The sequence below is a fragment of the uncultured Campylobacter sp. genome, assembly GCF_905373215.1.
Taxonomy (GTDB): Bacteria; Campylobacterota; Campylobacteria; order Campylobacterales; family Campylobacteraceae; genus Campylobacter_B.
Map to the genome: position 1 here is coordinate 1 of NZ_CAJPRT010000032.1, position 12,466 is coordinate 12,466.

The following is a 12,466-nucleotide window of genomic DNA, read 5'->3' on the forward strand; positions in this document are numbered from 1 at the left end:
GCCCCCGCTACGGCAAAATTTTAAACTTAGAGTTTTGAATTTATCCTTAAATTTGAGGGGTTGTGCGAAATTCATAAAAAATTCACCTTATGTGCGGACGAGCGAGCTTTGAAATTCCAAAATTCCTAGAATTTCGCTAAAATTGCGGGCAAATTTTAAAAAAGGCGAAATTTTGACTATTTATGATTTGGAGCGCCTGAGGCTGGATGCGAAAAAGCACGTGGAGCAGCTAAAGTTTATCGTCGTCGTAAGCACGATCGTCTTATTTGCGGTGTTCGGCGCTATCGCGTATTTCGCAGATAGGCAGGGCGCGCAGAGCTTTAGCGCAACGATGCTCGTGTTGTTGGCGGTCGCCTCGCTCGCCGTAAGCCTGCGCGAGGTCCACCTGAACGGCTGGCAAAAGGATCTCATCGGCACGGAAAATATCTTAAAGTTCGGCGCGGTCGCGATCTCGTTTTTGATCTTCAAATACTCCGCGGCCTTACCGCAGACGTTGATAGGCTTGGCCGCGGTCGCGCTCACGGTGTGGCTAGCGGCGCGGCTTTATGCGCTCGGCGTAAGAAGCGCGCAAGATATCTTTACCGGGCGATACCGCCAAAGCTACAAGCAGCACTATCTGGCGCCTTTCGTGCGCGAGCTTGGCTACGAATACGTCTCCTACGGCAGCGTGCCGTTTTGGCGCGTGGTGCAGAGCGATCTGTTCGAGTTTATCGAAAATCTGCGCGGCAACGACCGCGTGGGCGGCGCGTGGCAGGGGGTGAGCTTCGAGTTTAGCGACGTGAGCTTTTTCCATCAAAATTTGCAGCACGAGCTCGTGGGGGCGTTTTTCGTAGCGGAATTTAACAAACGCATCATCGCGCCCGTTTTCATCTATCCGCGCGAGATACAAAACAAACAGCACGTAGGTCTAAAGCCCGTTGCGATGGATAACGTGGAGTTTGCCGCGCGCTACAAGGTGCTAAGCGATGAGCCGCAAAACGCGATGTACGTGCTAACCCCTGCATTTATGGAGCGATTTTTGGCGGTGGGCGACGCGCTCGGGGCGCAGATTTGGGCGAGTATCAGAGAGCGGCGGATCCATATTTTCGTGCACACCGGGCGCGATAATTTCGAGCCTAGCGTCTATGAAAGCGTGCTGCGCCGCGACCCCGCAGGCGAGATAAAGAGTGAAATTTTAAACTTTTTGAGTATCGTTAAAATTTTAAAACTGAACGTAAGGATTTGGATTTAGGCGAGTGAGTTCGGCTAGATAAAATTTATAGATTTTTGCGGCAAACCGAGCGTCAATCATCTAGGCTTATACTTGCAGCTTTATGGTTTTAAGCAAACAGATAATTCTTTTTGATGTAGTCGATATCTATATTTTTCTGCAAAAAATACTCTTTGATATCGTTGTAAATTTTATCATTGTAGATGTAAATAAGATAGTATCTTGGTAAAATATTGTGATATCCGGGGTTGGTCGTAGGTTCGGCGACCCTTATAAACGGCAGAGCTCTAAAGCCTTTGAGATTTTTATTCACCGATAGATAAAATATAAAATTTAAGAAAAATCCCCATAGATAGATAAAAAATATTATCTCTAAAAGCTCCCATTTCAGAGCTATGAGTCCCAGTATCGTAAGAGATAAATTGCAGATATACTGTAAAATTTCTGAGCTAATAAATACGTCAATCGAAAAGCTCCTTCGCAGTTTGTCAAATTCTACTTTGCAAAATCTCTTAACGACGCCGTTTTCGACAAATTCTATATATCTATCCGTAAACCTTATTTGTTGCTTGCTACGAATTAACTTAAAGATACATATCGCAATAAGAATCCCTAATATTACCAAATTCATAACTACGCCTTTTGGCGAACATAGAGATCCGCATTCCATAAAATCTTGTATTATAGCTATCGTTAAGACGGGAAATAACAATACCAAATACCAAGCGATCGCAAAAAATTTTTCATAGCCGTTTATGACTAACGGCTCTTTGTCGTAGTCTCTGGATGAAATTTTAAAATTTTCAGGCATCTTTGTATCTCAATCAAAGCGCGATATGTTTGGTTGGCACGACGGAATTTATCTTAAATCCGTAAGGGCGGCGTACAGGCATATTGGCACACAGGCGATGCGGCAAATAATCCACTATCCGCCGTAGTACGGCTCGCAAAACCGCGTCACAGCTCAAAATCAAAACCCGTCTTGCAAAAGCAAATCCGCGGCTCGTAAATCCGCGGTCTGCAAAATCCATAGTTCGTAAAATTATGCCGTGCCGTCGGTTCATAAAATCGCAGTTTGAAAACCACGCCGCAAAGCCAGCTCAAAATCACGCCCTGCAAAAACCGCGCCGTGCTGCTAGTCTGCAAAACGCGCCTCTTAAAGCGTAAAAAACCGCGGCGCCCCGCTAACTCGTAAAATTTTGGCTCGCTAAAGTCGCGCTGCGCCGCGGGCTGATAAATCACGGCTCGCATAAACGCAGCACAATACGCGCAAAAATAAAATCCGCGGCTTGCAAAATCAAGCCGCAGCATTCAAAAGCGAGCTTAAGCTTTTGGAATTCTAATCTTCTGCCCCGGATAGATGAGGTTCGCGTCCTTGATAACCTCGCGGTTGGCGTCGAAAATAATCTTGTATTTATTCGCGTCGCCGTAGAATCTCTTCGCGATTTTAGATAGGTTATCGCCCTTCACGATGGTGTAGTAGTTCTCGGCGCTATCCTCTCTAATGCCCTCGATCTGCACGTTTTTAATGCCTGCGGTGTTGCCCGCGATGAGGGCTGCTTTTTCGAGAGTTTCCTTATCTGCGTTGCCGCTGATTTTGACGGTGTCGCCCTGCACCTCGACCTCTAGCCCCTCTACCGGCGTCGAGCTGAGATTGGTGGCGATCTCGTCTTTTACGTGCTTAGCGTCATCGCCTAGACCTAGTAGTTTCTTGCCTGCTTCGGCTACGAATGAAAGTAAACCCATTGTTTTCTCCTTTGGTTAAAGTGGCGAAATTTTATCTTAAATTTACCAACGATCAGCTTAGACGCATATCCTTACGGCTCCGCCCTAGCCCAATGATGCAACCTACTGCGCTCACTCTATGCGCGACGGCAGGTTTTCAGACCATCATCGCCGCGCCCATCGATTCAGATTTGCAGCGTATGAATTATAAGCGTTGCGACTACGCTAAATTTTTCGTCAGTAAATTTCTAGCGATCACAGCACATACGATGCTAAAAACGACGACCGAATATGAGTTGAGATTTAGCCCGCAAAATCCTGCACTTAGGGCAAAGGCGCAAAGCGGCGCGTTTAAGTTGATCGCTAAAAAGGCAGCCCCTCCGCAAACCCCCGCTGCGCTTAGGCTAATAGGTAGAATTTCGCCGATCGCAAATCCAACGCATAGCCCCAAAACTGCGCCCAGCGCGAAGCTTGGCGTTAGCGTGCCGCCATATCCGCCGCAGCGAAAGATCATCAAAATGCAAAATGCCTTGCAAAGCAAGATCGCAAGCAAATAGGAGCTGAAGGATGTGGAGTTGAAAGCAAACTGCGCTGCGGAGCGCCCGTTACCTAAAATTTCTGGTACGTATGCGCCGATCGCCGCGGTAAGTAAAAACGCAAGCGGCAGCGTAAGCGCGATTTTAAGGCTTTTTATGCGCAGCTTTTCGCACAAGCGCACTCCGTCTTGAAAGTATTTCGCCGCGACCCCCGTGACAAGTCCGATTAGCGCCGCTGCGAGTAAATTCTGTGGGGTAGGGGCGAAGTTCGAAACTGCGTAATAAATTTCTTTTGAAGCTCCGAATTCCGCTGTAGCTGTAGCCACCGCACTAGTGGCAAAGGCGCACAAAATCGCTCGAGTATCGAAGCTTTTAAGCAAAATTTCTAGGCTAAAGAGCGCGCCCGCTAACGGGACGTTATATGCAGCGCCCAGTCCCGCTCCCGCGCCGCATGCGACAAATAGCCGGAGCTCGTCTCCGCCGATATTTAAGGCGCGGCAGATTTCAGCCGCAAACAAGCCGCCCAGCTCGCGCGGAGCAGCCTCACTGCCTACCGGTGCGCCCAGAGCGATGGCTACTAGCTGCAAAACAGAGTGGATTAAATTTTGCCAAAACGGCGGATTTTGCCCATCCATCATCGAAGCTACATTTAAAAAAGGTTTTAGTCTCATCAGCATAATTCTAATTAAAGTTACGATTGCGCCGGCTGCGAGGACGCTAAGAAAGCACCTAAGCGCAGTGGTTTGCTCCGTGATAATGTGAAATTCCTCATCATTATGCCCGAAAGCAAAAGTTTCAATTTCGTTTATGCCGAAGTTTAAGAGCCCTGCGCAAAGTCCCATTATAACGCCTATCGCAAGGATCGCTAGAAAGAATTTAGTACTCAAAATATGCCTTTTTGAAACGCATAATTATATAAAATTTTAGCTTTAAAAAATCCTTATCATGCGTATAAAAGCAGCTAAAACGCGAGTAAAATTTAAAACAATGGCTAGGAATTTATATCGTCTCTGTGAGTAAAATTTTGCGCGAAATTCTATGAAGCTTAGGCAGGTTCGGAATTTTATTTACGTTAATTGCGCGAGTAAAATTTACGTAGATTTTATATCGCGCGTAGAAAATTTAGTAAAATTTCGCCTCGCGCGGGAGGATAAAATTCTTTTTGAAATTTCTTGCCGCGAAGGCAGGCGAAATTCTACATAAAATTTAAATATATCCGAGCGGATAAAATTTTAAATTGAATAAGCGAGAAAATTTTGCAGAGGACGCGTGAAATTTCGCGCAAAATTCCAATTTGCGAAAGAGGGCAAAATTCCGCGTAGAATTCCGATCTGCGTAAGCGAGCGAAATCTCGCGTTAAATTCTAAGCCGCGAGGCTAAGCAAAATTATGCGCGGAATTTTAATTTGCATGAGTCATAGGAATTTTATACCCGCGAATAAATTCGCTTAGGATTTTGCTATTTTTTCCAGATATCGTCATTTTTACCAGCTGCGGGTGCGCTTAGCTTCTTATCTAGGGCCGAAATTTTATCCGCGAGCTTTTGCGCGCCGCCGAAAATTTCATCTTTTTTCGGAAGTCCGAAGTGAAATTTAGAGCCCACGCTGTCTCCGATGCTTGCAAGTAGCGATTTGGGCGCGTTTGCGATCGCGTCTTTAAAAATCGCCGCATCGATACCGAGCTCGGCTAGGCCTTTTAACGCCCGCGCAGAGCCGATAAACATCGCAATCTTGGCGTCGAATAAATAATCGTTTGCCAGCTTTTGTGCGGCCGCGGCTGATTTTTTATCCACGACGATGAAGCGCGCGCCTGCGCCGTTTGCGAGTAAAATTTCATTTATATCGTTCGTAATAACGCTAAATTTTTTCTGCGCCTTTTGCGCCGCGGCGATGAGCTTGTCGTTAAATTTAAAGAGCAGATTGTCGTATTTGAAAACTTCGTCGCCGTTTTTGATGAGATACAGCGGCTCGTAGGGCACGAGCGCGTGGCCTAGGATGATCATTTGCCGCCCCTTAGTTTGGCTTCGCAGGATTTGCAAAGGCGCTTTTTATCGCGCAGAGCAAGCTCGTCATTGCTAAAGTACGTCCCGCACTCGTCGCACGCCAAAAGCTCGGTCGCATCGTCCTTTTTCTTTATGCGAAATCTAGGCACTATCAAAAAATATATGAGCGCCGCGATAACGGCGACGGCTAGAATTTTTCCCATTATTTTACCCCTTTGATTACTAAAAATTTTCTATTTTTCAAAGCGTTTTCGCCGCTAAAAATTTCGCAGCTCGCGCCTGCAAACTCCTTGCGGAATTTCACCGCTTCCGTCTCTGCGCCCGAGCCTTTGTAGAGCAAAAACGTAGTGTTTTGATCGTAAAAGCCGCGGCAAATTTCAATTAAGCTTTGCGCGCTCATTAGCGCTCGTGAGCTTATCAGATCGGCGCGTAGCTTTGCGCCGTCCTGCACGCGCTCGGCGTGGATTTTTATGTTAGATAGCGCTAGGCTAACCTTCGCGTAGGTTAGAAACGCCGCTTTTTTTTGATTTGGTTCAAACAGATGCCACTCGCACAGCGGCAGCGCGAGCGCCAAAAATAGCCCGGGAAAGCCCGCCCCCGAGCCGATGTCGCACGCGATGCGCGGATAGCGCGGTATGAACTCCGCTCCGCTTAGGCTGTCGCGTACCACCGTGTCCAAATCCTCGTAATTCGTGAGGCTATGGACGCGGTTAAATTTTTGTAGGCAGGCTTTAAATTTAGCTACCTGCTCGCCAAAGCTCTCGCCGGGCGCAAGCTTCACAGCAGATGCCCCATCTGCTCTTTTTTGACGCGCAGATAATTTTCGTTAAATTTATTAGGCGTGATGATTATCGGCACGCGCGCGACTACTTCGACTTTTAGATCGTGCAGCTTTTGCGGGTTGTTCGTAAGCAGATTTATGCGCGAAATTCCAAAATGAGCGAGTATGAAATCCACGATCTCGTAGGTTCGCTCGTCCGCTTTGAAGCCGAGCTGATGGTTTGCTTCGATCGTATCGAGGCCCTGATCTTGCAGCGCGTAGGCATTGATTTTATTAAAAAGCCCTATATTTCGCCCCTCTTGACGCAGATAGATCACCATGCCGCCATGCTCTTCGATATATTTTAGGCTCGCTTCGAGCTGTTCGCCGCAGTCGCACTTTAGGCTGCCGATCGCATCGCCGGTAAGGCACTCCGAGTGGATCCGCACGTTTACAATGCCCTCCAAAGGTTGCTTAAATATCACTAGATGCTCTTTCTCGCCTTGCTTAAACGACTGAACGCGGAAGCTTCCGAAGCGGGAGGGGAGATTTGCGACCTCTGAAATTTTTATATCCATGCTTAAATTTACTCCGATTGTGATATTATAAATCTCACAATTCTAGCTAAAAAAGGAAAAATAATGTTTAAACGATTTAGACGCCTACGAATAAACCCTGCGCTCAGGGATCTGGTGCGACAAACCGATCTGCAAACCCGCTTTCTAATCTATCCGCTTTTTGTGGTGGAAGGAAGCGGCATCAAAAAGGAGATCGCCTCGATGCCTGGCGTATTTCAGATGAGCTTGGATGAAATTTTAAAAGAGTGTGAAATTCTCATATCGCTTGGTTTGGATAAAATTTTACTTTTCGGAATTCCTTCGCTAAAGGACAGCATCGGCTCGGACGCGCTAAGCGAGGACGGCATCATCGCGACTTCGCTGCGCGCGATAAAGGCTAAATTTCCAAATTTATTAGTAATCACCGATCTGTGCTTTTGCGAATACACCGACCACGGGCACTGCGGCATCATCGATCACGTTCATCAGACGGTGGATAATGACGCGACGCTTGAAATTTCGGCGCAGCAAGCGCTCATCCACGCTAAAGCGGGCGCGGACATGATCGCGCCTAGCGGCATGATGGACGGCATTATCGTTACTTTGCGAGAGGTGCTCGATCACGGCGGATTTGAAAATTTACCGATTATGGCGTATTCGAGCAAGTTTGCCAGCGGCTATTACGGGCCGTTTCGCGACGTGGCAGAATCAGCGCCTAGTTTCGGCGATCGCAGCAGCTACCAGATGGATCCCGCAAATAGGTTTGAGGCGATCAACGAAAGCCTGCAAGATGAGGCGCAGGGAGCGGATATCTTGATGATAAAGCCCGCACTTGCGTATCTGGATCTGATCAGAGACCTTAGAGAGCGCACGCTGCTGCCGATCTGCGCGTATAACGTAAGCGGCGAATACTCACTACTGCAGGCGGGCAAGAAAGCGGGCGTGATCGATTATGAGCGCGTGATGATGGAGACGATGATAGGCATAAGGCGCGCCGGCGCGGATATGATCATCACCTATCACGCTAAAGAGATCGCGGAAATTTTAAACTCGCGCAGGTAAAATTTTAAGAATTTTGGAATTTTAAAATTTCACGGTAGCGACGAGACTTGTTTTTGAAATTTACTTCGCGGCACGTAGCGTAAATTTAAAATTTTAAAGCCGAATAAAACGCTACGTAAGCGAAAACAGTGTAAAATTTAACCAAAAAGGAGCGATGTGAGGCACTTTCTTACGTTAAACGATTTTAGCAAAGACGAGATAATCGAAATTTTAAATTTAGCCTTTGAGATTAAAAAAGAGGCCAAGGTACGAAATTTCAAGCCATATTTAAAAGATCAAAAATTAGCGATGATATTTGAAAAAAGCTCGACTAGAACGCGCGTAAGTTTTGACGTTGGAATGAATGAGCTCGGCGGGCACGCGCTATTTTTGAGCAGTCGCGACATCCAGCTCGGGCGCGGCGAGCCGATCAAAGACACTGCGCGCGTAATTTCGCGAATGTGCGATCTGATTATGGCGCGCGTAAATCGCCACGAGACGCTAATAGAGCTTGCGGAATTTAGCCGCGTGCCGGTGATAAACGGGCTAAGCGATAAATTTCATCCCGTGCAGCTAATGGCGGATCTGATGACGATCGCGGAGTGCGGTATTGAAACTCCAAAGATAAAAGCCGCGTACGTGGGCGACGGCAACAATATGACGCACTCGTGGCTGATGCTTGCCAGCAAGCTTGGCTTTGAGCTGCGAATAGTGACGCCAGTGGGCTACGAGGCTGATCCGCAGATACTAGCGCAGGCGCAAGAAAATGCTAAAATTTCAGGTGCTAAAATTTTAATAACGAACGATATAAAGGAAGCCGTAGCGGGCGCAAACGTCGTGACGACCGATACTTGGGTTTCGATGGGGCAAGAAGACGAAAAGGAGCAAAGAATTCGCGATTTCGCGGGTTTTTGCGTGGATGAAAGCTTAATGGCTCTAGCGGGTAGCGGCGCGATCTTTTTGCACTGCCTGCCGGCATACCGCGGATACGAGGTGAGCGAGGCCGTGTTTGAAGCGCACGCGGATGAAATTTTTGCAGAGGCGGAAAATCGCCTGCACGCGCAAAAGGGCGTTATGGTCTGGCTGGATCAAAAAAGATAAATTTTAGGAGAACGCATGGAAGAAAAAGATAAAGCTCTAAAAAAGATCGACAAAGCGAGCGAATTTTTCGGGCTGGATAGCTCGAAAAGGACGGTTTTTGAAATTTCGCAGGGCGAAGACAACGAGAAAAAACTCACTCTGAAAAGCGGCTCGTGGAGCGACGAGGAGCCGTGGTTCGGCATCGACGAAAATAACGAAGTGCACACGATGATCTCGATAAAATCGCTTGCAAATCTCATCGCCGCGACCAAAAACGCGATGCAGGAAAATTTTAACCTCAAGCTTGAGCGCTCGATTTTGCAGCATACGCCGGTGGATTTCGGCGACGCGTGGATCGTGTGTATGGACGAGATTAGAAGGCTAACGGGCGCAAATCCGAGTGCGAAAAGATTAAGCTTAGACGTCGATGCCGTCGTTTCGCGCGTAAAAAGCTTGCATCCAAACCTTTTTATCGACATCGAAGAGCTTATCAAAACTAAGGCGGTCGGTCGTGAATAGCATAGACTTTGACGCTTACGCGAAATTTTCGCGCCCTGGACCCCGCTACACGAGCTATCCGACCGCTTTGGAATTTAGCGAAAATTTCAGTTACGACGGGTATTTGAACGAGCTGAAAAATCAGAAAAGCTCCACGCCGTTGTCGCTTTACTTTCACATGCCGTTTTGTCGCTCCGCCTGTTATTTTTGCGGCTGCAACGTAATCTACACGGGCAAGCGCGATAAGATGGATCGGTATTTGGACTATATCGAGCGCGAAATGCAAATTTTAAGCGGCATCGTGGACGGCTCGCGCCAGGTCGTGCAGATGCACTTTGGCGGCGGCACGCCTACATATTTTAGCGCCGAACAGCTCGCGCGCCACATAAAAAATATCAAAAAATATTTTACAAATTTTAGCTCTGAAGCCGAGATCAGCTGCGAGATCGATCCGCGTTTTTTAAATGCCGAGCAGCTCGACGTGCTCGTTTCAAACGGCTTTAACCGCATCAGTTACGGCGTGCAGGACTTCGATCCGCAGGTGCAAAAGGAGATCCACCGCATACAGCCTTTCGAGCTTACGAGGGAGGTCATAGCCACGGCTCGCGAGAGAGGGATAAAATCGATAAATATGGATCTGATCTACGGCCTTCCGTATCAGAGCCTAGCTAGCTTTAGGCGCACGCTGGAGCTTGCGCTTTCGCTTGATCCGGACCGCTTTGCGATCTTTAACTACGCGCACGTGCCGTGGATCAAAAAATCTATGCGTAAATTTGACGAGACGACGCTGCCAGAACCCAAAGTAAAGCTTGAAATTTTAAAATTTACACACGATTTTTTGAGCGCGAACGGATATGAGATGATCGGTATGGATCACTACTCAAAGCCCGCGGATGAGCTTCATGCCGCACTTAAAAACGGCTCGCTGCACCGTAATTTTCAGGGTTACACGACTAAGGGCGGCGCCGATTTGATCGGTATCGGGCTGACTAGCATTGGCGAGGGCGCACGCCATTATGCGCAAAATTTCAAAGATATGGACGCTTACGAGGCCGCGATCGATGCGGGTAGGCTGCCGTATTGCAGGGGCATTTTGCTAAATGAAGAGGATCTGCTGCGCAAAGAGGTGATTATGGGGCTGATGAGTAATTTCTGCGTCGATATAGAGGCGATCGAGGAGAAATTTAAGATAAAATTTTTCGAGCATTTTAGCGCGAGCCTAAAACAGCTTGAGGCGCTAAAGGATTTCGTGCAAGTCTCGCCGCATAGAATTTGGGTAACGCCTACCGGTACGCTTTTGATCCGAAATATCGCGATGTGTTTTGATGAGTATATGGTTAAAAATTTGGGCGAGAAGCGCTTTTCTAAAACCGTTTAAGCGGCGCGGCTATGAGTAGGGCAAAGCTTGGAGCGTTCGATTTTGCGGCACTTAGCGAGTGCTGCGTAAAATGTGGTAAATGTATCCAAGTCTGCACGATTCATGGCATTAACGGTGATGAAGTAACGAGCCCGCGCGGATTCGTGGATCTTTTGGGCGCTTACGGCAGGAATGAGCTAAAGCTTGATAAAAACGCTAAGAAAATTTTTGAAAGCTGCTTTTTATGCACCAACTGCGTAGATATTTGCGGCGAGTCTTTGCCCATAGATACGGCAATCGAGAATGTTCGCGCGCGCATTGCGGAAAAATTTGGCATCGCGTGGTACAAAAAAGCTGCGTTTTGGCTGCTCGGGCACCGCAAAGCGCTGAATCTAGCAGCAGCGCTTGGATACGTGTTTCTTAGCTGTGGCTTTAAGATGCGAAAAGATACGCAAAGCTCTATGTCGCCTAGATTTGACTTGCCACTACTTAAAAAAGAACGCTTGTTGCCTGCTCCTGCGAAAAAGAGCTTTATGAACTCGCACACAGAATTTATCGACAACGGCGGCGAAAAAACTATCGGAATTTTTATAGGCTGCATGGCAAACTACGCTTACACGGGCGTAGGCGAGGCGATTTTACATATCGCGCGAGCACTAAAGCTAAACGTAAATTTGATGAAGGAACAAGCCTGTTGCGGCGCCCCTGCGTATTTTACGGGAGATTTTGCGGCGGTTGAACGCGTGGCAAAATTTAATATAGCATATTTCGAAAAAGCTCTGCCTGCTCTTGATGCGATTATCGTGCCCGAGGCTACGTGCTCTGCAATGCTGCGGGTGGATTACGCGCATTTTTTTGAAAATGAGCCGCAATGGAAAGCTCGCGCACAAAAGCTTGCGAGTAAAATTTTTATGGCGAGCGAATACTTTTATAAATTTACAAACTTAAGTGATCTTTTGATGCGCCGCGGCAAAAGGGCTTTAGCGATTACCTATCACGATCCGTGCCATGCCCGCAAAATGCAGGGTATTTGGAAAGAACCGCGCGGCTTGCTCGCTCAAAACTACGAAATAACCGAGATGGATGAGCCTAATAAATGCTGCGGATTTGGCGGCGTGACGATGCAAACCGAGCGCTACGAGCTCGCGCGCGCAGCGGGATTAGCTAAGGCGCGCGCAATGGCGGATCTACCCGTGCGCGTAGTTTCCGCCGAGTGCAGCGCGTGCAGGATGCAGCTAAATAACTCGCTTTCTTTAAGTGGCTCGCAGATGAGGTGCGTAAATCCGCTGGAACTCATCGCTGAAGCGCTTGTGGGCGAGGAAAATTCCAATGAATAAAATTTAACATTTGTGAAATTCCTGCATTTCGTTAGCTTTTTACTCAATTCACATCCTGGGACAAAATTCCGTGCTTTTGAAATTTTGGTTTTTAAAAATTATGATTAAATTTTATCGTTAGCTTGCAGAGGTTATGGTCTACACTTTTAAGCTTTCTGATATATCAGCCTGAAGTGGCGTGCGGTGGAACCCATAGGCTTTGCTGCTGCGGCGGGGTTGAGTAATATGATTTTAAATACTAAAATTTTGTGGTTTATAATTTTGTTGAGCGATTTTGCGCAAAATTTTAAGAAGTTGAATTGTAAGATGGATTTTGGCATAATTTTAATTTTATGTGGCATTATTTGAAATTCTATGGAATTTG

15 protein-coding genes are annotated in these 12,466 nt (G+C 47.3%); 6 read left to right on the forward strand and 9 right to left on the reverse strand.

Going from position 1 to position 12,466, the window contains the following annotated elements; genetic code table 11:
* Positions 1-172 precede the first annotated feature (172 nt).
* Positions 173-1,231: a DUF3137 domain-containing protein gene (locus QZ176_RS09725; RefSeq protein ID WP_295153186.1), complete on the forward strand. Its 1,059-nt coding sequence runs from the start codon at positions 173-175 to the stop codon at positions 1,229-1,231.
* 88 nt (positions 1,232-1,319) lie between these two features.
* Here QZ176_RS09725 and QZ176_RS09730 read toward each other — a convergent pair whose 3' ends face one another.
* From QZ176_RS09730 to ribA, 8 genes are all read right to left on the reverse strand, one after another.
* Positions 1,320-1,841 (reverse strand): hypothetical protein, encoded by a 522-nt coding sequence (locus QZ176_RS09730; RefSeq protein ID WP_295153188.1) that lies wholly within the window; start codon positions 1,839-1,841, stop codon positions 1,320-1,322.
* 326 nt (positions 1,842-2,167) lie between these two features.
* Positions 2,168-2,356 (reverse strand): hypothetical protein, encoded by a 189-nt coding sequence (locus QZ176_RS09735; protein WP_295153190.1) that lies wholly within the window; start codon positions 2,354-2,356, stop codon positions 2,168-2,170.
* Between the two features lie 177 nt (positions 2,357-2,533).
* Complete coding sequence (lysM, locus tag QZ176_RS09740; protein WP_295153191.1) at positions 2,534-2,956, reverse strand: peptidoglycan-binding protein LysM; 423 nt, start codon at positions 2,954-2,956, stop codon at positions 2,534-2,536.
* A 199-nt stretch (positions 2,957-3,155) separates the two neighbouring features.
* Positions 3,156-4,358 (reverse strand): chloride channel protein, encoded by a 1,203-nt coding sequence (locus QZ176_RS09745; protein WP_295153193.1) that lies wholly within the window; start codon positions 4,356-4,358, stop codon positions 3,156-3,158.
* 571 nt (positions 4,359-4,929) lie between these two features.
* Positions 4,930-5,472, reverse strand: coding sequence for a hypothetical protein (locus QZ176_RS09750; RefSeq protein WP_295153195.1), 543 nt, complete (start codon positions 5,470-5,472; stop codon positions 4,930-4,932).
* Entirely contained in the window at positions 5,469-5,675 is a 207-nt protein-coding gene (locus QZ176_RS09755; RefSeq protein ID WP_295153197.1) for a hypothetical protein, read from the reverse strand. The genes QZ176_RS09750 and QZ176_RS09755 overlap by 4 nt, the downstream gene beginning before the upstream one ends.
* Complete coding sequence (gene rsmG / locus QZ176_RS09760; protein ID WP_295153199.1) at positions 5,675-6,253, reverse strand: 16S rRNA (guanine(527)-N(7))-methyltransferase RsmG; 579 nt, start codon at positions 6,251-6,253, stop codon at positions 5,675-5,677. The genes QZ176_RS09755 and rsmG overlap by 1 nt, the downstream gene beginning before the upstream one ends.
* Positions 6,250-6,810, reverse strand: coding sequence for a GTP cyclohydrolase II (gene ribA / locus QZ176_RS09765; protein ID WP_295153201.1), 561 nt, complete (start codon positions 6,808-6,810; stop codon positions 6,250-6,252). Before ribA ends, rsmG begins: the two co-directional genes overlap by 4 nt.
* Before the next feature lie 63 nt (positions 6,811-6,873).
* Here ribA and hemB point away from each other — a divergent pair, with 63 nt between their 5' ends.
* The 5 genes from hemB (at position 6,874) to QZ176_RS09790 (ending at position 12,102) form a co-directional block, all read left to right on the forward strand.
* Positions 6,874-7,851 carry a porphobilinogen synthase gene (hemB, locus tag QZ176_RS09770; RefSeq protein ID WP_295153202.1) on the forward strand — a complete coding sequence of 326 codons (978 nt, stop codon included), beginning with the start codon at positions 6,874-6,876 and terminating at the stop codon, positions 7,849-7,851.
* Positions 7,852-8,007: 156 nt separating this feature from the next.
* Complete coding sequence (gene argF, locus QZ176_RS09775; RefSeq protein ID WP_295153204.1) at positions 8,008-8,931, forward strand: ornithine carbamoyltransferase; 924 nt, start codon at positions 8,008-8,010, stop codon at positions 8,929-8,931.
* Between the two features lie 15 nt (positions 8,932-8,946).
* Positions 8,947-9,429, forward strand: coding sequence for a DUF2603 domain-containing protein (locus QZ176_RS09780; RefSeq protein ID WP_295153206.1), 483 nt, complete (start codon positions 8,947-8,949; stop codon positions 9,427-9,429).
* A complete protein-coding gene (gene hemN / locus QZ176_RS09785; RefSeq protein ID WP_295153208.1) occupies positions 9,422-10,786 on the forward strand; it encodes an oxygen-independent coproporphyrinogen III oxidase in 1,365 nt (454 codons plus the stop codon). The genes QZ176_RS09780 and hemN overlap by 8 nt, the downstream gene beginning before the upstream one ends.
* Positions 10,787-10,797: 11 nt before the next feature.
* Positions 10,798-12,102, forward strand: coding sequence for a (Fe-S)-binding protein (locus QZ176_RS09790; RefSeq protein WP_295153210.1), 1,305 nt, complete (start codon positions 10,798-10,800; stop codon positions 12,100-12,102).
* Positions 12,103-12,248: 146 nt separating this feature from the next.
* Here QZ176_RS09790 and QZ176_RS09795 read toward each other — a convergent pair.
* The coding region (locus tag QZ176_RS09795; RefSeq protein ID WP_295153212.1) for a hypothetical protein at positions 12,249-12,466 on the reverse strand (218 nt) is incomplete at its 5' end.

Excerpts from the sequence above, each read along its gene's own strand:
- QZ176_RS09730 (WP_295153188.1), bottom strand. The coding sequence starts at position 1,841 with ATGAATTTGGTAATATTAGGGATTCTTATTGCGATATGTATCTTTAAG.
- lysM (WP_295153191.1), bottom strand. The coding sequence starts at position 2,956 with ATGGGTTTACTTTCATTCGTAGCCGAAGCAGGCAAGAAACTACTAGGT.
- QZ176_RS09750 (WP_295153195.1), bottom strand. The coding sequence starts at position 5,472 with ATGATCATCCTAGGCCACGCGCTCGTGCCCTACGAGCCGCTGTATCTC.
- QZ176_RS09755 (WP_295153197.1), bottom strand. The coding sequence starts at position 5,675 with ATGGGAAAAATTCTAGCCGTCGCCGTTATCGCGGCGCTCATATATTTT.
- ribA (WP_295153201.1), bottom strand. The coding sequence starts at position 6,810 with ATGGATATAAAAATTTCAGAGGTCGCAAATCTCCCCTCCCGCTTCGGA.
- hemB (WP_295153202.1), top strand. The coding sequence starts at position 6,874 with ATGTTTAAACGATTTAGACGCCTACGAATAAACCCTGCGCTCAGGGAT.
- QZ176_RS09780 (WP_295153206.1), top strand. The coding sequence starts at position 8,947 with ATGGAAGAAAAAGATAAAGCTCTAAAAAAGATCGACAAAGCGAGCGAA.
- QZ176_RS09790 (WP_295153210.1), top strand. The coding sequence starts at position 10,798 with ATGAGTAGGGCAAAGCTTGGAGCGTTCGATTTTGCGGCACTTAGCGAG.